22 protein-coding genes and 1 pseudogene are annotated in these 26,083 nt (G+C 50.9%); 3 read left to right on the top strand and 20 right to left on the bottom strand.

The window, feature by feature from the left end:
• Positions 1-44: 44 nt before the first annotated feature.
• The 3 genes from H6G97_RS21635 to H6G97_RS21625 all read right to left on the bottom strand — a co-directional run bounded on the left by H6G97_RS21635 (position 45) and on the right by H6G97_RS21625 (position 8,989).
• Positions 45-3,170 carry an efflux RND transporter permease subunit gene (locus H6G97_RS21635; protein ID WP_190942733.1) on the bottom strand — a complete coding sequence of 1,042 codons (3,126 nt, stop codon included), beginning with the start codon at positions 3,168-3,170 and terminating at the stop codon, positions 45-47.
• A 53-nt stretch (positions 3,171-3,223) separates the two neighbouring features.
• On the bottom strand, positions 3,224-4,864 hold the full coding sequence (locus H6G97_RS21630; protein ID WP_190942732.1) for an efflux RND transporter periplasmic adaptor subunit: 1,641 nt from the start codon (positions 4,862-4,864) through the stop codon (positions 3,224-3,226).
• A gap of 495 nt (positions 4,865-5,359) precedes the next feature.
• Complete coding sequence (locus H6G97_RS21625) at positions 5,360-8,989, bottom strand: WD40 domain-containing protein (protein WP_190942731.1); 3,630 nt, start codon at positions 8,987-8,989, stop codon at positions 5,360-5,362.
• Between the two features lie 397 nt (positions 8,990-9,386).
• Here H6G97_RS21625 and H6G97_RS21620 point away from each other — a divergent pair, with 397 nt between their 5' ends.
• From H6G97_RS21620 to H6G97_RS21615, 3 genes are read left to right on the top strand one after another with little or no spacing between them, the layout of a single operon-like run.
• A complete protein-coding gene (locus tag H6G97_RS21620) occupies positions 9,387-9,824 on the top strand; it encodes a cupin domain-containing protein (protein WP_190942730.1) in 438 nt (145 codons plus the stop codon).
• A 38-nt stretch (positions 9,825-9,862) separates the two neighbouring features.
• The gene (locus H6G97_RS52765; RefSeq protein ID WP_242055067.1) at positions 9,863-10,279 is read left to right on the top strand and encodes an acyl-CoA dehydrogenase family protein; all 417 of its coding nucleotides are present in this window, start codon (positions 9,863-9,865) and stop codon (positions 10,277-10,279) included.
• Entirely contained in the window at positions 10,236-11,084 is an 849-nt protein-coding gene (locus H6G97_RS21615) for an acyl-CoA dehydrogenase family protein (RefSeq protein ID WP_338421811.1), read from the top strand. The genes H6G97_RS52765 and H6G97_RS21615 overlap by 44 nt, the downstream gene beginning before the upstream one ends.
• 173 nt (positions 11,085-11,257) lie before the next feature.
• Here the strand turns inward: H6G97_RS21615 and H6G97_RS21610 are convergent, their stop codons facing one another.
• From H6G97_RS21610 to H6G97_RS21545, 17 genes and pseudogenes are all read right to left on the bottom strand, one after another.
• Positions 11,258-11,419, bottom strand: coding sequence for an alpha/beta fold hydrolase (locus H6G97_RS21610; RefSeq protein ID WP_277883315.1), 162 nt, complete (start codon positions 11,417-11,419; stop codon positions 11,258-11,260).
• Between the two features lie 58 nt (positions 11,420-11,477).
• Complete coding sequence (locus tag H6G97_RS21605; protein ID WP_190942729.1) at positions 11,478-12,854, bottom strand: dihydrolipoyl dehydrogenase family protein; 1,377 nt, start codon at positions 12,852-12,854, stop codon at positions 11,478-11,480.
• Between the two features lie 142 nt (positions 12,855-12,996).
• The gene (locus H6G97_RS21600; RefSeq protein WP_190942728.1) at positions 12,997-14,361 is read right to left on the bottom strand and encodes an epoxide hydrolase family protein; all 1,365 of its coding nucleotides are present in this window, start codon (positions 14,359-14,361) and stop codon (positions 12,997-12,999) included.
• A gap of 53 nt (positions 14,362-14,414) precedes the next feature.
• Positions 14,415-15,467 carry an alpha/beta fold hydrolase gene (locus H6G97_RS21595; RefSeq protein WP_190942727.1) on the bottom strand — a complete coding sequence of 351 codons (1,053 nt, stop codon included), beginning with the start codon at positions 15,465-15,467 and terminating at the stop codon, positions 14,415-14,417.
• Between the two features lie 246 nt (positions 15,468-15,713).
• On the bottom strand, positions 15,714-16,310 hold the full coding sequence (locus H6G97_RS21590; protein WP_190942726.1) for a redoxin domain-containing protein: 597 nt from the start codon (positions 16,308-16,310) through the stop codon (positions 15,714-15,716).
• Positions 16,311-16,429: 119 nt separating this feature from the next.
• Positions 16,430-16,696: a 2Fe-2S iron-sulfur cluster-binding protein gene (locus H6G97_RS56015; RefSeq protein WP_422394202.1), complete on the bottom strand. Its 267-nt coding sequence runs from the start codon at positions 16,694-16,696 to the stop codon at positions 16,430-16,432.
• Positions 16,614-17,477 (bottom strand): alpha/beta fold hydrolase, encoded by an 864-nt coding sequence (locus H6G97_RS21585; RefSeq protein ID WP_190942725.1) that lies wholly within the window; start codon positions 17,475-17,477, stop codon positions 16,614-16,616. The genes H6G97_RS56015 and H6G97_RS21585 overlap by 83 nt, the downstream gene beginning before the upstream one ends.
• 119 nt (positions 17,478-17,596) lie before the next feature.
• Positions 17,597-18,532, bottom strand: a complete 936-nt coding sequence (locus H6G97_RS21580) for an NmrA family NAD(P)-binding protein (protein ID WP_242055064.1) — start codon at positions 18,530-18,532, stop codon at positions 17,597-17,599.
• 60 nt (positions 18,533-18,592) lie between these two features.
• Entirely contained in the window at positions 18,593-19,684 is a 1,092-nt protein-coding gene (locus H6G97_RS21575; RefSeq protein ID WP_199349532.1) for a redoxin domain-containing protein, read from the bottom strand.
• Between the two features lie 43 nt (positions 19,685-19,727).
• Positions 19,728-20,714 carry a nitrilase-related carbon-nitrogen hydrolase gene (locus H6G97_RS21570; protein ID WP_199349531.1) on the bottom strand — a complete coding sequence of 329 codons (987 nt, stop codon included), beginning with the start codon at positions 20,712-20,714 and terminating at the stop codon, positions 19,728-19,730.
• A gap of 81 nt (positions 20,715-20,795) precedes the next feature.
• A complete protein-coding gene (locus H6G97_RS51385; RefSeq protein ID WP_242055062.1) occupies positions 20,796-21,431 on the bottom strand; it encodes a hypothetical protein in 636 nt (211 codons plus the stop codon).
• Positions 21,432-21,450: 19 nt separating this feature from the next.
• A pseudogene (locus H6G97_RS56010) lies at positions 21,451-21,984 on the bottom strand (epoxide hydrolase family protein); the annotation flags it as partial.
• Between the two features lie 398 nt (positions 21,985-22,382).
• Entirely contained in the window at positions 22,383-22,976 is a 594-nt protein-coding gene (locus H6G97_RS21560) for a DUF6130 family protein (RefSeq protein WP_199349528.1), read from the bottom strand.
• Between the two features lie 183 nt (positions 22,977-23,159).
• Positions 23,160-23,291, bottom strand: coding sequence for a hypothetical protein (locus tag H6G97_RS54830; protein ID WP_277883314.1), 132 nt, complete (start codon positions 23,289-23,291; stop codon positions 23,160-23,162).
• Between the two features lie 170 nt (positions 23,292-23,461).
• Positions 23,462-24,148 carry a VOC family protein gene (locus tag H6G97_RS21555; protein WP_190942723.1) on the bottom strand — a complete coding sequence of 229 codons (687 nt, stop codon included), beginning with the start codon at positions 24,146-24,148 and terminating at the stop codon, positions 23,462-23,464.
• 374 nt (positions 24,149-24,522) lie between these two features.
• Positions 24,523-25,581 carry an NAD(P)H-dependent flavin oxidoreductase gene (locus H6G97_RS21550; protein ID WP_190942722.1) on the bottom strand — a complete coding sequence of 353 codons (1,059 nt, stop codon included), beginning with the start codon at positions 25,579-25,581 and terminating at the stop codon, positions 24,523-24,525.
• Positions 25,582-25,723: 142 nt separating this feature from the next.
• Complete coding sequence (locus H6G97_RS21545; RefSeq protein ID WP_190942721.1) at positions 25,724-26,053, bottom strand: NIPSNAP family protein; 330 nt, start codon at positions 26,051-26,053, stop codon at positions 25,724-25,726.
• Positions 26,054-26,083 lie beyond the last annotated feature (30 nt).

The following is a 26,083-nucleotide window of genomic DNA, read 5'->3' as shown; positions in this document are numbered from 1 at the left end:
AAGTTATTCTTAATTGAATCCAAACTTCTAATTTTTAGAATTGATTACCAATCAAAAGCTGTTCCAACATTGCTGCTATGCTCTCCATCTGATAGAGTTTGTTTAGGCATCAATAATTTCCCGAACTGGGCATACAATGCGGGTAATACTAATAATGTTAAAGCTGTAGAAGTAAATAAGCCTCCTAATACCACTATGGCAAGTGGTTGCAATATTTCTTTCCCTGCGTCTGTGCCAATTACTAAGGGGATCATGCCTAAAGCTGAAGTTAAAGCTGTCATCAAAATGGCAACCAAGCGTTCCATTGAACCCTCAAAAATAACTTTTTTTAGAGGCATTCCCTGGGTCAATTTACTGTTGTAGTTGTCTACTAGCAGCAGTCCGTTGCGCGTTGCTACGCCAAATAGGGTAATAAATCCTACCAAGGAAGCGACAGAGATAATCCCACCTCCCAAAGCAATGGAAAATATACCCCCTACCAACGCCAGAGGTAGGTTAATCATAATCATCAGCATGGCAGCAACAGATTTTACTGCGAAGTACATTAAGACTGCAATGACGACAATTGCCAGTCCTCCAAATACCAGCAAGTTTTGAGTAGCTCGTTGCTCTGATTCAAACTGACCGCCGTATTGAATAAAATAGCCTGTGGGTAATTGGATTGCTTGACTAACTTTAGTTTGAATTTCTTCTACCGCCGAACCCAAATCTCGACCGGAGACATTAGCAGAAACGACAATCAAGCGTGAGACATTTTCCCGATTAATTGTGTTGGGGCCAGTTCCATAATCAATGCTGGCGAGTTGCGCTAATGGAATTTTTTGCCCTGTGGGGGTATCTACTAATAAGTTGCGGATTACATCTAAGTTGTTGCGAGATTCTAGCTGCAACCAAACTACAAGGTCAAATAATTGTTGCCCTTCGAGTACCTGAGAGACAACTCGCCCATTGAGTGCGGTTTCTAGCATTTCAGTGAGCTGACCTACAGTTAAACCATAACGTGCTGCGGCTTCCCGATTGAATTGAATTTGCACCTGTTTAATGGGGACTTGGGGTTCGAGTTGTAAGTCCACGATTCCTGAAATTCCAGTCATTGCAGATTGAACTTCAGATCCAATGTGGCGCAACTCTGCTAAATCAGGGCCGAAAATTTTAACTGCGATCGCACTTCTTACCCCTGATAATACCTCATCCATGCGGTGCGAGATAAATCCGCCAATATTGGAAGCAACTCCAGGTATCTTACCAAACTCCTGCCGCAGCTTTTCAATACTCCCTTGCCGATCTTTTAATCCTTCTGCACTCAATTCCACATCTAAATGTCCCAAATTCACCCCCCCAGCATCTGCATCACCAGCCGCGCGTCCGGCTCGTAACTGCACTGTCTTAAATCGCTTGTCGTCTTTAAGCGCATCTTCCAACGCAAATCCGACTTGGTTTGTCGCCTCCAGAGAACTCCCTGGATAAAGCAAAACTGTGTTCACTAAGGATGGTTCTTGAAACTCTGGCAAAAATACCCTTCCCAAACTCGGTAAAATTACCAAAGAAGCTACTAAGGATGCACCCGCCACTGCCAAAATAATTGTCGGGAAACGGATGGAAAAATTGACCAGAGGTCGATAAATTCGTTGTGATAAAGCACTTATCCAGGTATCATCGGCTGGTAATTGTCGATTTGCTAGCAAAATCGCACAAAGTGCTGGAGATAAAGTCATTGCCACTAAGGTAGAAGCAAAAATTGATACCAAGTAGGCAACACCCATTGGCGCAAATATCCGACCTTCTACACCTGTAAGGGTGAAAATTGGGGCAAAGACAACGCCAATAATTATCGTTGAAAAAATAACACTGACTCTAACTTCTACAGAAGTATCATAAACGACCTTAAATGGATGCACTGGATTGCTTGCTACTTGGTTCTTGCGTAGACCACGGTAACAGTTTTCCATGTCTACAATTGAGTCATCCACTACTGAACCAATAGCAACAGCTAATCCTCCCAGTGTCATCGTGTTGATACCTTGGCCAAATAAGCCCAGAATCATCATGCCAATCAGAACTGATAAGGGAATAGCGCTGAGGGTAATAATCGCAGTGCGCCAGTTCATTAAAAACATCAACAAGATGATGGAAACGATGATAATGCCATCGCGTAGAGAACTGGTAACGTTTTCAATCGCAGCTTCAATAAAGTTTTCTTGGCGGAAAGTTTCTGTGAGTTTGACATCTTGGGGTAAGCCAGCTTTAATTTCTGCGATCGCCTTTTCAACTGCTTTAGTAACTGTGGGAGTATCATTTTGTGGCTGCTTGTTGACCATCACCACAATTGCTGGTTGACCATTCAAACTGCCATCGCCACGTTTTAAGCCGGCTCCAATGCTAACATCTGCCACATCTTGCAGTAGTATAGGTGTTCCGTTCCGTGCCGTTATTGCAGATTTACCCAGTTGCTCAATTGACTCGATGCGCCCTAAGCCGCGAATAATTAACTCTTGGTCTGGATTGACCAAAAAGCCACCCGCAGCATTGACGTTAGCTCCTCTAGCCGCAGCTGTGACTTCATCTAAGGTGACATTGAAAGCCTTTAATTTTGCTGGATTCACCAATATCTGATACTGACGAACATCACCACCATAAACAATTACTTGAGAAATCCCCGGTACAGCTAGCAATCTATTGGTAACATCCCTGTCAATTAAGCGCCGCACTTCCATAAGTGGGGTTGTTTCAGCAGTGAAGGCGTACTGTAGAACTGTGCCAATGGGGGAAGAAATGGGTGAAATTTGCGGATTTTCCACGCCCTCTGGTAATTTTTGCAGTACCTGCTGTAATCGTTCTGTTACTAGTTGACGGGCTTGATAAACATCAGTCCCCCATTTAAAGATGACTTTGACAACGGAAATGCTGACAGCAGAGGAAGAACGTACTGTTTCTACCCCTGGTGTACCATTCACCGCGCTTTCAATTGGTAAGGTAATTAGTGTTTCAACTTCTTCTGGTGCTAGTCCTGGGGCTTCAGTTTGAATTTCAACTTGGGGCGGGGCGAAGTCAGGGAATACATCTAGGGGCATTTGGGTGAGGTTATATGTACCCCAAATTGTGACTACTATTGCGAGTAGCACGACTATCCAGCGTTGAATAATTGACCACTTGAGGATGGCATTGAGCATATTTGATTTAAATGCAAAGGGACGCAAAGGGAAGCGCAGAGGTACGCGGAGGTTTATTGAGGGGGGGCTGAGGATTGGGAGTTGCGATCGATTATTGGTGTTTCTGGTTTTAGGCGGGATTGAATGCGGCGGTTAGCCCAGTAAGTACCGCCGATAAAGCCTACAATGCTTAATACAGTTCCTCCTCCAAGTCCAACCCACCAAGGAAGTGAGGAATTAGCAGTTACTTCTTTCTCCCCTGCTCCCTGCCCCCTGCCCCCTGCTCCCTGCTCCCCCGCCCCCTGCTCCCTGCCCCCCTTCTCCTCTACTTTCCCCCCGCCTCGCAGAGATTGGGCGTAAAGTTGCGGTGCGCGTTGGGTGACAATCATATCTCCCTCAAATAAACCTGTTTTGACCTCAACCATGTCTCCAGAGGTTTGACCTAAGCTAACTTCAACTGGTTGATAAGCATTGCCATTTTGGATGTAGACAACTTTTTTATTATTAGCTTCTACCACAGCCGCATTCTTAATCGCCAAGATAGCTGAGGAGGTTTGGTTTGTCAAAACTTCCAAGTCTGCAAACATCCCTGGTTTGAGTACACCACTAGGGTTATTGATTTCGGCTTTTACAGGTACAACCTGCGTTTCACCTGTTACTACAGAATTAATTACCGCAATTCGTCCTGTGAAAGTACGATTCGGGACAGAAGCAACTCTAACCCTAACTTGTTGTCCTGTTTTAAATTTGTCTAAATCTTTTTCATATATATTCGCTGTGGCAAAAACCTGATTGTCATTAACAATCGTCATCAGCTTACCGCCTGCATCCTCAAAGGTTTGACCGAGACTAACTTCTCTATCTGCAACCTTTCCAGAAATGGGAGATGTTACTGTCACAAGTCCTTTGGCATTGCCACGGATTCCTAGTTGTTGCAGCCGAGTTTCATACGTGCTGTTACTGAGATTAATCCGGGATTTTGCTACGTCAACAAATGCCTGAGCGCGTCTAAGTTGATTTTCAGCCTCAATAACCTCTCTGCGGCTATTCGCTTTGGTAAGTTCAGCTTTAGCTTGTGCCAATTGAGTTTGAGATTCGAGAGCATTACGCCGTGGTAAAGCACCTTCAGCAACTAATTGTTGATCTTTATCATACTTTTCTTGGGAAAATGCCACTTGACTTTGGGCTTGGGCGATCTCTGCTGTGGTAATTTGTTGATAGCGATCGCGGTTTTGTTGCGCTAATTTTAAATCAGCTAAGGCTTGTTGCAAATCAGCCTGTCCTTGAGCCAGTTTTTCTTGGGAGTTAACCCGCAATTCTACCAAATCAGGGCTAGATAGTATAGCGACGGGTTGACCTTGTTTAACTAATGCACCAGGTTCTACTAATAACTCAACCACCTTCGCGCCTGCAATTGGTGTGGTTACTTCTACTTGTTTGTTAGGTAGAGTTTCAATCTGTCCTGTGGTTTTTATACCCACAGCTAAACGCTGGCTTTTTACTGGCTCAATTTTTATTCCCAGGCGTTGGGCAGTTTGACTGTCAACTTGAATAGAGCTAGTTGCTGGGGTAGTTTCACTTTCTTGGTGAAATTCATCTCCGTGTCCGGCGTGGGCTAAAACTGCTACTGGGCTTGCCAATAATAGCAAGCTGACAAGTCTACCAGAAACACAACGAATGGTTAGAATTGGTTGGAAACGCAGAGAGTTGGGCATCGCTATCAGAAATCCTGAAGTATGGGTGCAAAGAAATTGCGATCGTAATTTTTGATAAACAAAGCTAGCTTTGTTTTGGGGGATTTTTCTGCACCTTATACCCAGTCTTTCATCTCAAAATGAAATTGGCATGAAATTGAGGACTGATATGAAAATGTTGGGTTATAAACCAATACGGTTCAGTTAAGGCTAGCAAGCTGATGATTGATATGAAATTTTGTAACTTCTACTCGTTGTCCAGTCCCTCTGTGTTGCGGTTTTTTAGAACGAAATTTTGATACAGGTTTTTTCACAACTCTAGGATTAATACGGTGAACACGTTCAGGTGAGGGTGAAAGCGATGAACAGATTATAACAAGCGAAACAGAAATACTTTCGGATGAACAGATTGAGCAACTTGTGGACGAGGAAATGGCGCGATCGCTCAACGCCTTTCAACAGTTGCTAGACACCATTGAACACAAGCGAAGGCACCGAATTTGGATGTGTATCGCTTCAATGGTCAATTGCCCCTAACGCTTTAAGAGTCGTTCTTTGAGCCACTGTCAACCCTGTTGTGCCTTGAATGTTCATGCCTTCATACAGGCGATTGACCATCAACGTGTTAATACAGCATCCTGTTTGCACATCCCAAAGCTTGATGGTGCGATCGTCGCTACCACTGAATAGGATTTGACCGTTAGAGCTAAAGATGACTGACCGAACCCAACCGCTATGTTCATCCAGGATGTGGAGACAATGCCCCGTTTGCAGATCCCATAGTCGAATGGTTTGATCTACACCGCCACTTGCCAGGGTATTACCTTGAGGACTTATGGCAACCGTCCAGACGGCTCCTGTATGCCCCTGCAAAACATAAAGACATTCTCCAGTTTGCAGATCCCATAATCGAATGGTTTGGTCGTGACTGCCGCTTACCAGTCGGTGACTACTGGGATGAAATGCTAGTGCGAAAACTGCGCCCGTATGTCCCTGCAAAACCTTCAAACATTCTCCAGTTTGCACATCCCACAAGCGAATGGTGAAATCAAAACTGCCACTCGCTAACCATTGACCGCTTGGGTCAAACGCGATCGCGCGAATAGCGCTCTGGTGTCCGCGTAACACATGCAAGCAGTGATGCGTTTGCACATCCCAAAGTCGCACGGTGCAATCATAACTACTGCTTGCCAAAATTTGTCCCGTCGGGCTAAACAAAACTGTCCAGATGGATGCGTTGTGCGCTGACCATTGAGCAAGGTGCCCAGTTTGGATATTCCATAAAGTGATCGATTCATCATGTCGATTAATCGCCAGCGTTTGACCGTCGGGACTAAAGCTGACGTTGCTGAATGATGACAGCCGACGGGTTGGGCTGGAAAACGTTTTGTAGGGCTGAAGTTGTGGCAGATTGCTATCCAGTTGCAAACGCCACACCTGAATTGTTTCATTCTGACCACTACTAGCAAGCATCTGACCATCTGCACTGAGACACAGGGAGTGAACCCCACCCGTATATCCACGCAACGTTTTCAAGTTTCGTCCGCTCTGCAAATTCCACAGCCGCACCGTCTGGTCTTCTCCTGTGCTGACCAACAATTGACTGTCGGCACTGATAGCAAGCCCATAAACATCGTGGGTATGACCCTCAAGTACATGAATGGATTGCCCGTCTTGCACATTCCACAGGCGCAGAGTGCCATCGCGACCACCGCTGACTAAGAGACGACCATCCGGGCTAAAGGCGATGCCCCAAACAAAATCGGCATGTCCATGCAGTAACTTGGCACTAGAATTTATGGAATGGGGTTTTGGATGTCGATCATGGGACAGATAATTGCTCCACAATCGAATCGACCCATCCCGGCATCCGCTGGCGAGCAGTTGACCATCGGGACTGTATCGCATACACCGAACCCCGCTGGTATGCCCCTGTAAGACACTCAGGCAGTTGCCATTGCTCACATCCCAGATCCGAATGGTTGTATCATTACTGCTACTGGCTAAGGTTTGCTGGTCAGGCGCGAAGTGGACGGCGTAAACACTTTGGGTATGCCCTTTCAAAACACGGAGACACTGCCCTTGCAAATTCCATACGCGCACCGTTTTGTCGTCGCTGCAACTCGCTAATTGCTGGCCATCGGCACTAAAACTCACTGACCAAACACAACCTTTATGTTCTGTTAGCACCTGCAAGCAGCTTCCATTCTGGATATCCCACAAGCGTACCGAACCATCACTACTGCTGCTCGCTAATGTCTTGCCATCGGGACTAAAGGCAACCGACCAAACCCAGCCTTTGTGCCCTGAAAAGATGCCCAGAAGTTGGGCTGTACTAATGTTCCAGATATAAATGTTGCCATTGGAATCGCCAACGGCAATGGTCTGTCCGTCCGGGCTCAGGTCGATCGACCTCGCAACATTGAGGGTTTCTGAAAAGATAGATTTCGCTAAGTCAGCATTCTGAAAATTGACTCCTGTTAAATCGACCTGCCGTAAGTCGGCTTGCTGCACCAAAAGACCAGAAAAATCCCAGCCGCGTAAGTCTACTTGAAGCTTTACCAGTAGGTTAATCAGGTTGCCTGCTAGGTATCCTGGTTTCTTTCCCTGTTGCGTTAATAAGTGCCTTGCTTGCGCCTCGATCGCCGCTACACTGCCAAAACAAGACAGCAGTCGTTCTATCACAGGTTGCACAATTAAGCGCGTCTGAATCTCTCGAATGTAATCTTTTGCTTGTACTTGCACTAAGGGATGCGTTTGCCAAACGTTAAGCTTCTGTGTCTCAAATTCCATGCAAATCTGCTGCACGAATCGCTCTGTGACATATTCCATCACCACAGGTTGCAAGAAGAATAATCCATCAGTTTTTTCAATGAGTGATCGCCTCAGTAGTGAGTTGATCGAATTAGGTACACTTTGTTGAGCAGCAGAATCGACCACGTTCTCTCGAATGTTTGAAATCGAGACTGGCTCCCGATGAATTGCAAACCAAAACAGTGTTTTCTGTTCGGATTCACAGAGGCGATCAAACTGACGGTCTAGCAAATCGCGGATGTCTTCAAAAACTGCCAATCCTTGATTGAGATAGGGCAACACCTCGGTAATGCTGCCGTTAAATAAATCTTGAATTGCGGCTGCCAACAGTTTCAATGCCAAAGGATTGCCGCCGTAGTGATGGATCAAAGTCTGCCATTCGGCTTCTGAACCTGTAAACGCTCCTTTTTGCCGAAAGATAGCGCGTCCATCAGCAGGTGTTAGTCCACTCAAGGTCAGCGATCGCACTAGCGCCTGTGCGCCTTCCATCAGTGCCATTTCGCGTGGTTTTTCTCGACTAGTGAGCAACAAACAGCTTTGGTGGGATGCTTCGCCAATGGCTCTGAGCAATTGTCCGTAACCTTCGTAGCCCGAGAGCCATTGTCCCATCGGCTCACGCTGCAAAATGGTCTCAGCATTATCGAGTAGCAATAAACATCGACGCGACCGCAGATATTGCATCAGTTTAGATATCTGTTGATCGAGCGTGGTAGGAATAATGGGATCTTCCTTAAAAAGCGGCATGAGAAACTTCAGCAGACTCGACAGGAGTTCATCTAGTGGTAGTGCATTAGCCAGGGAGCGCCATACGACAATCTCAAATTCTGTTTGCATTTGCAACGCAGCCTTGACGGAAATTGTACTTTTGCCAATGCCGCCAATGCCCAATACTCCAACCAGACGACAGCGCTCAGATACAATCCACTGCCACAGTTGTGTCAGTTCTACCTCACGCCCATAAAATGCTGAGGCATCAATTGCCGTATCCCAGTCCTGTTGGGGATTTGTCCAGTGGCTCAGAGTCTCTTGAGATGAGGCAGGGGATGTCAGGTCTGCCTGCGTCAATTCCAGCCCAAACGCCCGGAAGAGATACTCTAATGACTGGCGATCGACCCCCAGTTCGCGCTTGAAAATGCGAGCAAGGGTATTTAGGGAGAGCCCGGTGCGATTGCTGAGATCTTCCTGGCTGAAACGCTTACCCCAGGTTTCGTCGGATTCCGCCTGCTGCTTTGCCGTCTGAAACTTTTGCCACCCTTGAGGCGATAGGATGGCTCCTCGCACTCGAAAAGAAGTAGAGCGACCTCGTCTAGTTTTTGATGAGTTGGAATCCATAGATCAGCCGATTGTGCAAAGGACAGAGCGAATCTTTTCTTAGGATATTAGGGGCGTTTCTTTAATCAAGGGCTGACGGGGAGTTTTAGCAACACAAATTGACAAGCAAATGATTCGATTTTGGTTAGAGTATACCAGATTTAATTGCTCCTGGCTTATTTTCTGCGGTCTTCTTCAACCACAGAACGATTAAATCACGTTTTAACTCAAAGAACTTGAGTGGTCTAAATTGAGTGATCGCACAAGAATGAAGTTAATCGAGGTGGGCAGCAAGCTCCACTAACCTAAAGGAGAACAAGATGAGTAGCAATCACGTAAACAGTCAAAACATGAAGTACACCAAAGCTAAATTCAGTTGAATGCTGAAAATAACTCACGCATTAATCGGAGCAATCTCATGACCCAATCTTTCTGGCTGTTTGGCTCTCGCCTGGATATCATTGCAGACCACACTACAACCGAAGGTAAATACGATCTGATCGAAGGTTATTTCCCACCTGGTACACAAACACCTCTCCATCGCCACACACGCTACTCTGAACAACTGTATGTGCTAGAAGGAGAGTTCACGGTCTGGGCAGGTGAAAACAAGGCTGTGCTGAAAGCTGGCGAAACCTTCCTAATTCCCCCTAGTACAGCCCATGTGATCGGCGTTTTGAGCGACAACCCAGCACGCGGGTTGATGGTTGCTTCTCCTAGTGCCTTTGCACGACTAATTGCAGAGGTGGGAACGCAGAACGAAAACGAAATACCAGATATGGAGTTAGCTCAACGTATTTCTGCTGAAATTGGCGACGAGATTTTGGGATCACCTGATAATCTACCAAGCAAATGAGGCAGCGAGAAAAATAAAATTTCCAAGGAGAACTAAATATGGTGCAATTAGTAGAAACAACAAAACCGCTTAATTTCCTTGCTATCGGTTATCAACTTGCCGAGGAATTTGCCAAAACAGCCGCAGAGCGCGATCAGCTTCGCTACGCCGAAGGCGATCGCAATGGTGGCAGCCGTCCTATCCATGAAATTGAGCAGTTGCGTCAAAGCGGTTTACTCAATCTGGTGATTCCTACCATTTATGGGGGATTGGGGGAAACTTCCTGGGTCAAAATCTTTGGGTTAATCCGCGAGTTCGCCAAAGCTGATGGCTCTATCGGTCAACTGTTTGGCAATCATACCTCGATTGTCAGCTCACTCTCAACCAGCAATCCAACACAAGTAGAACAACTCTACACTCTACTTAGATACAGTGCAGCACAACTGGTTTTGGGCAAATGCAGCCAATGCCCTTGATCCAAGATTGGTGGCAACTCCGACTAAACATGGCTGGCAGTTCGATGGCATCAAGCGATTTGCTACAGGAGCAAGCCTGTCAGACAGGATGATTGTCAGTGCCTTAAGTGCTGATTATAGACAGCCCGTAATTGTAGTTATTCCGAGCGATCGCCCCGGCATTCACTTTAATGAAGATTGGGACAACATGGGACAACGCCAAACAGACTCAGGTAGCGTCACGTTTGAGCAAGTTTTGGTGACACCAGATGAAATTCTGACTTCTATTTATCCAAGTGACAGCCCGATCGCCAGCCTATTCAATGTCTCCAAGCAACTCAACCAAGTCAACATTTATCTGGGCATTGTTCAAGGCGCGTTTGCAACTGCACGAGAATACACTACAACTAGAACTCGCCCTTGGATTACATCAGGGGTAGAACAAGCGATTCAAGACCCTTACATTCTGCATCATTACGGTGAATTTTGGATGGACTTAGAAGCGGCAACCTTACTTACTGATCGAGCAGCCCAAGTATTGCAAGCCGCCATCAAAAAGGGCATTAATTTAACAGCACAACAAAGAGGAGAAGCGGCGATTGCTGTTTACACAGCAAAAGCATTCGTCACCAAAATTGGTTTAGCAATTACAACGCAAATGTTTGATGTGATGGGTGCAAGCGCCACAGCACGGAGTTATGACTTTGATCGCTACTGGCGAAACCTCCGTACAGCAACGCTCCACGATCCTGTGGACTACAAAATTCGGGAAGTCGGCAACTGGGCATTAACAGGCACAATGCCAACTATCACACCTTACTCTTGATGAAATGATCTTTGCTTCTCTGCACAGCGATCGCTCTTTGCGATGAACTTTATCGGCAATCGCTTCCATGAAACTGCATCAAAGACAATTGCCTGGCCCATCCCGGCACTGTTCAATAGCTTTAAAAGTCGTAGTCCTTATTCCACATAGCTTAGAGCTTTTCTTAGTCCCATTTACCTATAGCCTTTGTCCAGCAAAACTCCCACCTGTTTTTCCCAGGAATGACCGCTTACAGGAAATCCGTGGATTAACACAATTGGCTGTCCTGCTCCGAAATCTTCGTAATAAATATCGATGTTTCCAGAGTTTTCTTTACCGACAGTAACGTAAGGCATTAGAGTCTCCTTTTTTGTGAATTGGTGTGTTGTTTTAAGCTTTCGATTCAGATATTTCTTACATATTGGGACAGGTTGGCATATCATCTCCAACGAGTAGCCTTGCGAGGCTGGGCAACGCCTCACCGTAAGTTGGGTGAATGTGAACCGATTGTTCGAGTACCTGCCACGTTGCTTTAGCTTCCATGAGTGACAAAAAGACATGCACGAGTTCAGCCGTTTCGTATCCAACTAGCGTTGCTCCTAAAATCAAATTTGTGTGAGTGTCGATGACCATGCGGTAGAAACCTAGATCATGTCCCCACTCAATGCTACGGGCGATGTGAGCCATCGGCAGGGTGACTTCGCAAGCAGAGATACCCTGTTTCTGAGCCTGCTCTAACGTCATACCTACTCGACCCACTTGTGGCTCTGTATAAACGGCATAGCCTAACACCCGATCGTTGCGTGTCCGGTGTTCGCCACACAGAATGGCTTTCAAGCGCCGATAGTCTTCCCAAGAAACATGGGTAAAAGCAGGCTGTTTGGCAGCGTCCCCGATCGCATAAATTCCAGAATGAGTCGTCTGAAAGCGATCGTCGATTTTAATAAAACCCTGTGCATCTAATTCAACGCCTGTCACCGCAGAATTTAATGCCCCAGTATTCGGTTTGCGCCCGATCGCAATCAGCAACGCTTCCCCATCGAGTACTTCACCATTGTTCAGCGTTAGGGTAAACACACCGTTAGTGTAAGCAACCTGCTCAACAGTCACATTGAAATGCAGTCCAATTCCGTCTTGCTTAAATGCATCCAAAAGCACAGCACTGACATCGGATTCTTCTTGAGCCAGCAAGCGATCGCCCCGCACAATCAATTCGGTTTGGCTCCCTAAACGCGCCATTCCCTGCCCTAACTCTAGGGCAATATAGCCACCGCCGACCACGAGCAACCGAGGCGGAATCTGCTGCAAATCAAAGAAATTTCGGTTGGTGAGATAAGGCGTTCCAGCTAAACCGGGAAAGTCGGGAATGGTGGAGGATGTCCCTGTGTTGATCACAATGATCGGAGCCTGCACAGTCACACCTCCTCCGCTCACAGTTCGCTCTCCGGTGAAAGCGGCTTCAGCACAGACGACTCTAACCCCTGCACTTTCTAGTCGCCGCTTAGTACCCTGGTTAAACTGGCTGCGAATACTACGTACACGCTCCATTACTGTATAAAAATCTATCTCAAGATGTGCCTGTATGCCTAGCTTTGCAGCTTGTCGAGCGCGGCCTGCGGCATGGGCAGCCGCTAAAAAGGCTTTAGAAGGAGTACAGCCATAGTTTATGCAACTGCCGCCTAACGCATCGCGCTCAAATAAAACGACGTTTCGACCTGCCTTAGCAAAGTCAGCCGCAAGTGGAACTCCGCCCTGACCACTTCCAATCACAATTACATCTGCTGTTTCCATTGTTACCTCTGTTGATAGCTGGTGATTACAGTTTGTTGAGTACGACTGGCTTTAATTAAATCGGCTGCTTTTTCACTAATCATAATTGAGTCAACCGATTCTCCTTGTCTGCTGTTTGTGGTGTGAATCCATTGGTCTTGAATTAACGCAGTGACCTGAACGCCGCGCGGATCTCCTCAGAGAAGAGCTGCGGCTGCTCCCACGCCGCGAAGTGACCGCCCTTGTCGGCCTCATGGAAGTAGCTCAGGTTGGGATAGGCGCGCCGGGCCCACGTCTCTGGAGCTCGATATACCTCCTCCGGAAATACCGTGATGGCCACTGGGAGCGAGATATCGGCGGTCTTCTGCGCGGCCGCGTTCAAAATGCTAGTGTTGTTCTCCCAGTACAGCCGAGCTGACGAGACGGCACTGTTCGTCAGCCAGTACAGCGTGATGTCGTCCAGCACCTCATCTTTTGTTGGCGACTTTTGGGAATCACCGCCGCTGTACGTCCACTGCGCGAAGCCTGGATGTCCGAGCATCCAAGCCGCGAGTCCGGTCGGCGAGTCTGTCAGTCCGTACCCGACCGTCTGCGGCCGCGTACCCATCACTACGGCGTAAGCCCGTTTCTTCTTATTTAACGTGTCGAGTGAGTTGAACGCCGCGCGTTCCTTCTCTGAGAGTCCCTCTGGCGCGGGCCCGCCGCCGGCGAGTACCGAGGCCACCTCAGGCGGTATCGTCGCCGACAAGTTGATGTGGATGCCGAGTAATCCTGTCGGTGCCTGGCGCGCCATCGCGCTAGAGATGGGAGACCCCCAATCGCCGCCCTGGGCGACGTAGCGGGTGTAGTCAAGGCGCTTCATCAGCTCCGCCCAGGCTCGCGCGATGCGGTCGGAGTCCCAACCGGTGTCCGTCGGCTTGCCGGAGAAGCCGTAGCCGGGAATCGACGGGATTACTAGGTCGAAAGCATCTTCTGGGCGCCCCCCGTAGGCCGTCGGGTCGGTCAGTGGGCCGATAATCTTTAGCTGTTCAAATACCGAGCCGGGCCAGCCGTGCGTGACGAGCAACGGCAAAGCGTTAGAATTTTTGGAGCGGACGTGGATAAAGTGAATGTTCAGTCCGTCGATGTTCGTTATAAACTGTGGTAAGGCATTCAACTTCGCCTCGGCTTTCCGCCAGTCGTACTTCGTTCCCCAGTAACGAACAAGTTCCTTCATTGTCGCCAGTTGCACGCCCTGTGACTGGTCGGCGACAGTCTCCTTGTCAGACCAGCGGGTCGCCGCAATGCGCCTGCGGAGATCGACGATCGCCTCTTGCGGGACGTGGACGCGGAAGGGACGGATGGCATTGTCTTCGGTCGCGATCGCCTTGCCCGCGACCTGGGTCTGGGCAAATTGCTGTGCAAGCAGGCGAGTGGGCGGTGCCAGAAACACCGTTGCCGCCAAGAGCGCGACAAGGAGTCGCAATAGGACGAAGGTAACTGCGGTGCGGGCTTTGGTTTTGTAATGTACTTTTTTTAGTTTGATCATAGTGTTTTCTCTTTGCTGCAAATTGTCCGTTTTATAACTTAGGCTAAACCCAATCAGTAACCGTCAACTTCGACGATGGCCTTGGCAAACTCCCGCGGTGCTTCTTGCGGCAGGTTGTGACCGACACCGCCCTTGATGATCCGGTGTGCGTATTTGCTCGAGAATTTCTTTGCGTAGGTACTGGCATCTGGGTGTGGCGCGCCGTTAGCGTCACCCTCCAGCGTGATAGTGGGTACGGCGATCGCAGGGGCTGTGGCGAGCCGCTTCTCAATCTCGTCATACTTCGACTCACCTTTGGCTAGGCCGAGCCGCCAGCGGTAGTTATGGATGACGATACCGACGTGATCCGGATTGTTAAAGGATGCGGCACTACGCTCAAACGTCGCGTCATCGAAGCGCCATTGCGGCGAGGCGAGCTGCCAGATAAGCTTGTTAAAGTCATGCCGATATTTGTCGTAGCCGGCGCGGCCTCGCTCCGTCGCAAAATAAAATTGATACCACCATTCGAGTTCGGCCTGCGGCGGTAGCGGTGTCTTGTTGGCTTCAAGGCTGCCGATCAAATAACCACTCACGGAGACGAGTGCCTTGCAGCGTTCCGGCCAGAGTGCCGCGATAATGTTGGCTGTTCGCGCCCCCCAATCATAACCAGCGAGGATCGCCTTCTCGATCTTGAGCGCATCCATCAGCGCGATAATATCGACAGCGATCGCTGACTGCTGCCCATTGCGGAACGTCTCGCTCGAAAGAAAGCGCGTTGTGCCATAGCCGCGCAGATATGGAACGATCACCCGGTACCCCGCCGATGCTAACAAAGGAGCGACATCGACATAGCTATGAATGTCGTAGGGCCATCCATGCAGGAGGATTACTGGATGGCCATTCGCGCGACCAGTTTCAGCGTATCCGACATTCAGCACACCAGCATCGATCTGCTTTAGTGAGCCGAACGACGTGTTTGTCCCCGGCTTAGTCGTGGACAGAACTGCTGGTTTTGTTTTGCTCGACTGTGCGATCGCAGAACCGAATATACCTAGCTGTGTAGTCGCAATGGTCACGGCCACAGTGCCCAAAAAGCGGCGGCGTTGATAGTTGATTTTTTCAGACATTTATCTTTTTCCAATTGGATTCAACTCAACTTGTTTTAGCCGGCGACAAAACTCTATCAGGATATTCCACCAGAGAGTCCAGTCCACAGAAACAGCAAATTGCCCGTCTGTATAGCTTCCACATAGACTCCGAACGACTAAGGCATCGCCGGGAGTTTGATACCAAGTGCTTACAACTGCTGCTCGGCGCTGACCGTCCCAGAGCTTTCGCGGGTTGCCTTGCCATCTGCTCTTTCAAATCCATTTCTAATCCTGTTCGCCGAGGGTTTGGGCGTAGGTTTTGCCGTATGGGTAGAAGAGTTCTTTGCGTTCTTCCTGCCACGCCGTTTTCAGTTCAGGTGTTGTAATGTCCCAGTCCAGTCGGCATTTTCTGAGAACGACGCGTAGGTCTTGGCGGAGTTCTTCGAGAGTGGGTCGCCCAAAGAACCAGTAGCCCATGTAGATTTTATAAATGACCAGACCCGGTTCGAGGACAATCGTGTAGGGGATCATGGGATTGTGGAGAGGGTCTGTGTATTCGGCGATATCGAGGTCTTTTTGGATTCTGCGTCCCGCATCGGAGAGGAAAGGCCAGTGGGCACCGACACCACTGCGATATTCATTCGTCTCGGTGATATTGTCAGTGCTAATCGTGACCAGTCGGCAATAGCCAACCTCAAGCTCACGATGGAGTTGGACAAGTCCTTCAGCCTGTCGGCGGTCTTTGGGGCAGTATCCTCCGCGGCTGAGGACGAGAATCATCGGATGTTGGCCTTGCAGTTCGGAGAGCTTCCGGCGCTTTGCGGTGTGGTCGGGCAGTTCGTAGTCGGGGAAGACGGCCCCTGGAACAATGTCAGAACGCATATAAAATCCTTCTTAATATTTTCTGCCGGGCATTCTAGAGATCGATTACCGTGTCTTCTTGCAGGCGCGAGCAGCAAATCAATCGATTCCCGACCGCCGGAGCATCGAGCGGCTGGGTATCATAACTTCACTGATCCGGAAATCAGCCCACACTCGCAGGTGTGGCAAACTCCAGTCCGGCAGAACCAGCGCACCGGGACATCACAAGCTCCGGCAAGTTCCAACAGGTTCTGGAATATCGAGTTCTTCGAAACTGTGAACCCGACGCGTGCAAATGAAATTCTTGAACCTTCGTCGGAGAGTTCAGTCGCCAGCTCGGTGGACGGTAGCCGCGTAACCTTCGTCCCACCAGCGTGTGACGAGCGCCGCGTACTCGTCGGCGGCATCCTCCCAAGTGAAGTGTCCCGCGTCGAGGACGGCGAGTTTGCTCACGGGCAGCCGTTCGAGGAGAAACTCCGCGTTGACCAGGGGTACGACGTGATCCCGTCTACCGGCAACGATCAGCACTGGCGTCCGGATCGTCGGTAGCAGGCTAGCGAGGTCGGGAAGCTCTGTCGGATACGCGCGCACGTAGCGCATCGACTCGGCTAACCGCTCGCCCTCGTAGGACGAGAGGTAGTCCTCGCGCGCGGCGTCGGTCGGCGTGTATCGCTCGAGCTTGGCGATCGCTGCGGTGACGATCTGTCGCCCGTCGAGGCGGCGGTACGGCTCAATGTCGGGGGCCTCGACCCACTCCTTCAGCACGCCGTCCAGCTGTAGCGGAACTGCCGCGCCCCCGCTCCCGACCACGAGGCTGCGTAGCCGCGCCGGGTGGAGGGTCGCGGCGAAGAGCGCGGCACTGGTGCCGATGTCGGGGCCGACAACGTGCGGCTGCTCCAGCCCGAACGCGTCGGCGACGCGCACGACGAACTCGCCCATCGCGCGCGAGGACATGAGCGCGTCGCGGCGCTCGGAGTGTCCGAAGCCCGGGAGATCCACCGCCACGAGGTGCGCGTGCTCGGCAAGCCGCGCCCACGTCGGCTCGAACGCATACAGGCTCTCCGGCCACGGGCTGAGGAGGAGGGCATGTACACCTCGCCCCGGATCTTCGCTCTCGGCGTAGCGGATGGACAGCCCGTCGACGGTGCGGAATCGCGGCTGGATGGACGTGTGCAACGAGACGGCCATGGGTTCATTCCTCCCGATTACACCCCCATCAGATACCTGCCCGCTGTTTTGTTGCGTAACTTCTGATTGAGTCACGGTGTCCTCCTTTTGAGTAGTTTTGGATTTTTTTGGTTTGCCCTTCAAGCCGTGGCTTCACTGAGCGTGAATTCAGCAGCGTGCAATTTCACAAAGTCGTACATGCTCGTCGGTGTCTTGCCGATAAGCTTGAACAGGTCATCCGTCATCCGGTCATACCGCCCCTGCGCGTGAAGTTCGGCCATCACCGCGAGGTGGTTGATGAGGTGCGTTGGCACCCCAAACTCACGAAGCGTATTAACCCACCCGGAGAGCGGCACGTCACGATAGCGGAGCGTTCGACCGAGTGCCTCAGAAAAGACGCGCGCGTAGTGGTTCAAATCGGCCGACTCAAATCCGGTCAGATTGTAAACATGACCAATGTGCGGGGCAGGGTCGTCGAGAATCACAGAAACGGCGCGCGCCACATCCACAGCCGAGATAGGCGAGGTCTTGCTGTTACCCAGTGGCAGCGCCAGTTCGTCGCTGTCCCGGACGCCAGCAGCGGCGAGACGCAGGAAGAAGCCTTCGAGGAAGACTGTCGGCCGTACCGTGACGACAGGCAGCCCCGACCACGCCAATCCCTGTTCTGCAAGCCAGTGCAGCTTGTGCTGCGGACTCGGGGTGGTTTCGGTGACGCTCATCTGCGTCACTGTCATCTGCGACATATTCACAAAGACCTCGACACCGTGGTGGCGCGCCACCGCAGCGGTGTTGACCGTGGCTTCGAGATAAGCCGCCGAGACCGACATTCCAAAATAGATGCGCGCAACCCCTTCGATCGCCCGGTGCATCGAGGCAAGGTCGGTCAGATCGCCTTGGACGACCTCAGCACCAAGCTGGCGCAGACCTTCAGCGCGTTCATCCTCCCGCCGAACCAAGGCGCGCACCTTATGCCCCTTGGCGAGCAGCATTGCGGTAAGGTTACGGCCGATCGCACCGAGATCGCCAGCCGCCCCGGTTACGAGGATTGGGGTGTCATGTGGAGATTTCATCGTCATATCATTTACCTTGCGTTCATTTTCTTGTCGCTTGTTGCGAAGGCGTATCTGTTTGCGTTATCAGCCGAACGTGAACGCAAAAACCTCTACCCCAGAATCCAGAAACTCAATCTCGAACTGTCGATCTGTGATAGGCTTCGGTTGTCGGACCAGTTGGTACAACCGCTGTTCGGTAGCCGCGCCTTCGCCTCGAACATCAATGTCAAGTCCGCGAGCCGCAACTGCTGGCTGCCCATCTACAAGCACGCGAAACCGCACGGACGTTCCTCGCTCGACTGGCCCCATGACGAGATGAAGGTCGCGCGCGTGGAAGCGGTACGCGATCCGCCCCCCGGACTTGTTCAGTACAATAGCTTGTCTTCCGATTGTCCAATCGCCCGAAAGTGCCCATTGATTAGGTTTCAATTGCGGAGGGGCGGTATATAAACGAGGCTTGTTTAACACCGCGCCGCCAGGAGACGCAAAATTCTCCGTTCTTTCGTAGCCGAGGTAGTTTTCAGGCGATTTCAGGCTGTTCCAATCGGCGGCAGCCTCAAAACCGCGAGCATCGACTTTGACCATTCCCTGACCGACACGGCTAGTTCCGGGCTCAGACAGTAGCTGTTGAATTACTTTTTCCGATTGCTCGTACTCGCCCTCGCCGAATTGGTGATGACGAATGCGTCCTTGCGTGTCTATAAAATAAAGGGCTGGCCAATAATGGTTCTCGAAAGCGCGCCACACCGCATAATTGTTATCTACAGCGATCGGATAGTCAATTTTCATTTCTGTTGAGGCTCGGCGGACATTATCAATATTCTTCTCGAATTCAAACTCCGGTGTATGTATACCAATTACTACTAGTCCCTGATCCTTATATTTTTCAGCCCACGCGCGAACATAAGGGAGTTGGCGCAGCCAATTGATGCAGGTATAAGTCCAGAAGTTGATCAGCACGATTTTTCCACGCAGTTCGTCAACTGTTAATGGCTGTGAATTGAGCCACGCGATCGCGCCGACAAGAGAAGGCAGTTCACCTTCAATCGGTAACTCAGCCGTTGCTGACGTAGCCTGCTGTGTGGTGCAGCCGATCATGCCAAGCTGGGTGGCAGCAATAGTTTTAAGCATGGTTGTTAAAAAGTAGCGGCGATTATGATTGATTTTTTTAGACACGCACTGACCTCCCTGTCGTTGCGTTCGGATAGATCCAATGGAATTAAAGAACCTCGACAGTTCTCTCCTCGACGACCATGTGCGAGCCATTACCATTGGGGTGTGCGGTGCGCTCATGGACGGGCGACGTGGGTGTCCGATCAATCAGCAAACTGAGCAGTTCGGGGCGGCTGTAATGACCGCGCGCATCCATGAGCCGCTTGCGGGCATCGATCTGGGCAAAGTCAAGATCAGCAATTACTTCACCTTCACCCGCTTTGAGCGGCTCGCCGATGATCTGTCCTTGTGGATTCACGATGGCGGTGAAGCAGCCGCCAGAAATCGGCCCGATCGCGCAACCCGTGTCCTTCATGATCTGAGCCTGCTGATCCGCATCTAGCCACGCGGTTGCACAGACGACAAAGCAGGCGGATTCAAGGGCGTGCTGGCGGACGTTAATTTCCGCTTGCTCTGCGAACAGCGGGCCGGCGAACGATCCGGGATACATCGCGGAGTGGATTTGCTCACCATCGGCGATCATCGCATACCGTGCCAAAGGATTGTTATGCTCCCAGCAGGCAAGTTGTCCAATGCGCCCAACGGTACTATCGATGGCACGCAAACCCGAGCCGTCACCCTGACCCCAGAGTATTCGCTCGTTATAAGTCGGCGTAAGCTTGCGGCGGCGCTGGAGCAGCGTACCGTCTGCGTCGAAGAGAAGCTGCGTATTGTAGATTGAGCCGCCGTCGCGCTCGTTGACGCCGATCGAAACGACCATGTTTGCTTCCTTCGCGGCTTCGGCGATCGCCCGGGTTTCAGCAGACGGAACCGTAACCGACTCTTCAAGCAACCGCAGATGTTCCTTTGCCAACGCGAACGGGGCTAGTACATAGGAGAAGTAGGGGTAATAGGGAATGATGGTCTCGGGGAAGGTTGCGAACTGAACGCCAAGTTGGCCCAGCTCACGAATCTTTTTCACGACCTTCTCGACGGTACCCTCCCGGCTATACAGCACGGGGCTGATCTGCACGGCGGCGGCTTTAATTTTCATAATTTACTGCTCATGTCAAGTGATAATAATGATCTCCGGTAACAGCCGATTTCCTACAATCAGCCGAATCTGATATGGGGTTCAGCGCAGCGATCGGAACGCCGCCCTGAGTTCCTGAGCAAAAATCATTGGCTGCTCCCATGCCGCGAAGTGTCCGCCTTTTTCCACGCGGTTGTAGTAGATGAGATTGGGATAAGCCCGCTCAGTCCAACTCCGCGGAGCCTGATATGCCTCGCCGGGAAAGACACTCACAGCCACTGGAATGGAGACACCCTTGGCGTTCCAAAAGCCACCCTTATATTCCCAATAGAGACGAGACGCGGAGACTCCCGTGTTCGTCAGCCAGTAGAGCGTGATGTTATCGAGGATCTCGTCACGCGTCAGTTCGCCTGTGGCGCTCGTAGTTCGGTTCAGAGCCGCGACGACCGCTGCGGCCGGCTGGCCGCCAGCATCATCGTGATCGAGAAGCCAGGCAGCCAGACCGACGGGCGAATCCGCAATGCCGTACAACGTTTGTGGGCGCGCCGCCATGTACTTGGCGTAGGCGACTCTGTGCTTCAATGTTCTGTCCAACTGCTTGTAGGCGCGCGTTTCCTCGGCCGACAGACCGGATGGAGGCGGTTCGCCGGCCACGAGCGCCTTGTCGACGTCGGCTGGAACTGTCCCAGGATAGTTGGTGTGGATGGCGAGCAATCCCGCAGGTGCTTGCACACCCATCAGGTCGACGACAAACGCACCCCACCCAGTCGCCGCCCTGAGCGACGTAGCGGGTGTAGCCCAGCCGCTTCATCAACACGTCCCAGGCACGTGCCATGCGCTCAACACCCCAACCAGTAGTGGTCGGTTTACCGGAGAAGCCGTAGCCTGGCATCGACGGAATCACCAGATGGAACGCGTCCTCGGCTTTTCCTCCATGTGCCGTAGGATTAGTCAATGGATCGATGATCTTTAGCTGCTCAATGATCGAGCCGGGCCATCCGTGCGTGACGATGAGCGGCAACGCGTTTTCGTGTCTTGATCGAACATGAATGAAATGAATGTCTAGTCCATCGATCTCGGTGATGAAGTGCGGCAAGGTGTTCAACTTTGCCTCGACCTTGCGCCAGTCGTAATCTGTTGCCCAGTAGCGCGCGAGTTTCTGCATCGTTGGGAGCGGTAGGCCCTGCGACAGGTCAGTAACAGTTTCTTTTTCGGGCCATTGCGTTGCTGTAATGCGGCGACGGAGGTTGACGAGTGCTTCTTTTGAAATGTTGACGCGGAAGGGGCGGATTGCGGTTGCGTCGGTGGACTGCGCGGTTCCAGGTTGAGTCGTGGTGGACTCCTTTGGTTTTACATTGCTCGGTTCTGCGATCGCAGAACCGAATCGACCGAGCTGTGTAGTCGCAATGGTCATGGCTGCAATGCCCAAAAAGCGGCGGCGTTGATGGTTGATTTTGTTTAACATTAATTTTTCTCTAATTGGATTTAACTAAGGTTATGTATTGCCTACCCACATTACTTAGCTCTAATAGTGGGGCGAGTTGTGGGTTTAAGTTCCGTTGCTCGCCCCATCGCTTAATGCAGCGAGGAAAACGCGATCGGTGCCAGCAACTTGTTAGTGATGTTCTGCACGAGTAGACTGTCCTGTCTGCTGCGCCAAAGCTCGAAGTGGGCTTGCGTGCTCTTCTACTAGTGCAAGTGTGCGCTTTTATAGCCAGGCACGGTGAACGTCAGCGTCACCACCTGTCCGGGGAAGACTTTGTGGTTAGGGTCAACCAACTCGATTTTCACCTTGTGCTGGCCGGGCGGCAGTCCGGCTATGTCGATTGTGTTGCTGTCACTCGCATCTGCCCACCACCAGGGCAGGTCGTCGACGGTTATGTGTAGATGCCCCACACGTGGAGATACCTGGCGGGCGCCCGTCCCGAACACGGGTACGATGTGCAAGTTCTCCACTCGGTATTGGGCCCAGAAGATGCCTTGGGGCAGCCCCTCGGGAAGCGGAGGATCCACGATCAGCTTGGGTGCTGGTTCATTTTTGATCGCTATGTACGGTGAAGCGCCGCGGATATCCCTCGCGCTAGCCTCGTTCACAACCTGGGTTTGTGCACTGGTCTGAGCAGATTGCTGTGCAAGCACGCGAGCAGGCAGTGCCAGCAACACTGCCGCCGCAAAGAGTGCGACGAGGAGTAGCGAGAGCAGGACGAAGGCACCTGCGGTGCGGGCTTTAGTTTTGTGATATACTTTTTTCAGTTTTGTCATGGTGTTTTCTTTTTGCTGCAAATTGTCCGTTTCACGGCTCAGGCTAAACACGATCAGTAACCGTCAACCAACTTTGACGAGCACGGTTCCGGGTTTCGTCATGGTGGTCATCCATTAGTTTTGCTTTGCTGGATTGTGCGATGGTCGGATTGCGCTCTACTCACCAAGTGAGTCCCTCCAATCTTCGATTGGAGGCAGCCCAAACTAAGTTTGGGCTGGAGCGCCCGACCCGCCAAAGGCGATCGCACAACCGAATCGGTTTAGGTGTGTAGTCGCAATCTTCATGGCCGCAATGCCCAAAAACCGACATCGTTGATGGTTGATTTTTTCAGACATTGATCTTTCTCCAATTGGATTTAACTGAGGTTACGTATTGTCTGTCTGCATGACTCAGTTGTGATGCTGGGGCGAGCGACAAGTTCGAGTTCTGTGTTCGCCCTATCGCTCAATTCAGCACTCACCAGGTTGTCCAGAACCCAACCTGGCGAGTGCCTATTTTGACCGCATCATGTGGAAAGAACAGGAAAAATCTCCTCCATGTAACGGTCAGCGACGGCGGCGGCCTCTTCTGGGTTGCTGCCATTCTGACGCGCACTCAGATAGGGCGCGTACCAGTCCCACCAGTGATGCTCGGCGTGAGTCTTCTCGTAGCGATCGTGGTACTCTGCCGTCTCGCAAAGAAGGTTTGCAAGGCTTGGAACGTCTAGGTCTTCTGCTCGCGAGTCCCACAGACGACCAGGAAGCCGCGTTGTGATTTCCTGGAGCAGCCAGATGTTCCCGTCTGGGTCCTCAAACGAGGCAAATGAGAAGTAAGAACGATCTTGCGGGTCGCGCCCACTGACGCGTGGGTTCTCCACAGCGTTGTTAAAGGGGCCGCCAGCGTAGTGGAAGACCTCGCTCACGTTGACGCCGCGAGCGATCAGGTCTTCGCGGGCGGCGTCGAGGTCGTCCACGGCGAGAACCAAGTTGTGCGCCGAGCTAGAATTATTTGGAGTGACTCCCTTGCCGAAAAGAATCGAGGCATCCGAGTTGGGCGGAGTAAAGTGTACGCCGCGGAAGTCGCCCTCCACCACGTCGATGTCGAATCGCCAGCCAAGATTCTGGTAGAATGCCTTGGTGCGTTCCACGTCGGAAACGCTGAACACCACAACTTCGAGTTTCATGTTTGGGCTGTTTACGTGATTGCTGTTCATCTTGTTCTCCTTTAGATTCGTGAGTTGAATATCTATTTCGGTTACTTTTTATTCTTCTGCGATCGCTCAATTTACACCACTCAAGTTCTTTGAGTTAAAACGCGATTTAGATGTGTGTCCTCTTGGACTTTCAGCATTCAAGTGAATTTAGCTTCGGTCTAGCAAGAGGTGGGATGAATCGAACTGTTACCTCTCATCCATCTGATTTCAATTCATTGCTGGAATCAGTAGGCGAGCAGGTAGTAATTCACTTTGCGTAAGTCCTGGCATTTATTGAAAACGCCGCCACTCCGTCCGAATCTTCAAAACGCTGCTCATAATAATCCATGCAAGCGGTTGTTCAGAGATAGACTTTGGTTTGAACTCTTAAGTTATTATTTGAGTTGTAAAGAAGCAGTTATGGCAAGAAATTCTTGTATCATCTTTTCTATCAGCTCACCTGCCGGGAGAGCTTCGGCTAGTGCTGCTCCCTGTCCTGCCCACATACTGACAAAATCTGGATTTGATTGTTGAGCAGAAGTCTGATATAAAACCCGCCCTATAGACATCTGAGCCGAGAAGGGCAGCACCTTATCCCTGTTATTTTCCATTTCACGTATAAATCGATTTCGGATTGCTCTGGCGGGTTTGCCGGAAAATACTTCAGTAATAACCGTGTCTTCGTCTTTACATTTGAGTACCGCCTGCCTATATACTTCTGGGATATTGTTCTCAGGGCAGGCGAGAAAGGCGGTTCCCATCTGTACCCCGCTTGCCCCAAGTGCAAATGCAGCAACGATTCCACGAGCATCCATGATTCCGCCTGCCGCAATGACCGGAACTGATACCGCATCAGCTATTTGCGGCACCAACGCTGCCGTTCCAATCAATCCGTGTTCATAAGGTACTGCAAAGGTTCCGCGATGACCTCCGGCTTCAAAGCCCTGGGCTATGATGACATCAACTCCTGCTTCGATTAGAGCATTTGCTTCACCGACGGTCGTCGCGGTTGCTAATACAATTGAGCCTATAGCGTGTATCTCACGAATTGCCTCGATTGGCGCAGGCCCAAAGTGGAAACTAAAAACAGGTACTTTCTCCTCAAGCAGGACAGTAAATTGATCTACAAATGGTCCTAGTATCGGTATTGGTTCGGGCACAGGCCCGGCATCAAGTTCGTTGTGCCATTTTGTTAATAGCTCAGGCGTAAGTTGATACGCTTCAACTGCTGGGGCAAACAAATTAACTCCAAAGGGTTTGTCTGTCAGTTCTCGAATTTGCCTGATAATGGAGCGAAGTTTGGCTGGTGCGGTGGCCGCACCACCATAGGAGCCTAGACCTCCTGCATTAGAAACAGCCGCAACCAACTCAGGTGTGGAAGCGCCAACCATCGGAGCCTGAATTATTGGATGCGTGATCTTGAGCAAATCTATCAGTTCTGTTTTAGGCCACATAAGTATCTCCCACGCTTGCTAATAATACAAGCAAGATATATGTCTTTAAGTGATTATCTGTCCGCATTACTCACTTGTGATGGTGGGGAGGAGTCTGTAGGCCGGATGCTACGGGTTTGAGTTCCGTAGCTCGCCCTATCGCTCACTTCACCGAGGAAAAGGCGGTCGGTGCTAGCAACTCATTGCTGATGTTCTGCACGAGTGGACCGTCCTTCTCAGTTTCGGTCTTGGTCGCGATCCATTCGGGGTCGGCGAGGAATGCGTTCCAGCGCTCCTGGCGTTCAGCCAGGTTGTCCCAGGCAAGCAGGTAGGTGAGCTGGTTACTCTCGCTTTCGCCGATTAGCGTTGTCCAGAATCCAGCTTGGCGGATGCCATGCTTCTCCCAGATTCGCAGTGTGTGGTTCTCGAAGCGCGCGAGTAGCGCGGGTAGCCGTCCGGGCATGGCGTGATAAATGCGTAATTCGTAGATCATGCCTGTGTTCTTTTAAAGGCTAGGCGGTTG

Source organism: Nostoc flagelliforme FACHB-838, from assembly GCF_014698065.1.
GTDB classification, from domain to species: domain Bacteria; phylum Cyanobacteriota; class Cyanobacteriia; order Cyanobacteriales; family Nostocaceae; genus Nostoc; species Nostoc flagelliforme_B.
Note: the sequence above shows the minus strand (reverse complement) of the source record. Positions and strands in the feature narration are given on the sequence as shown.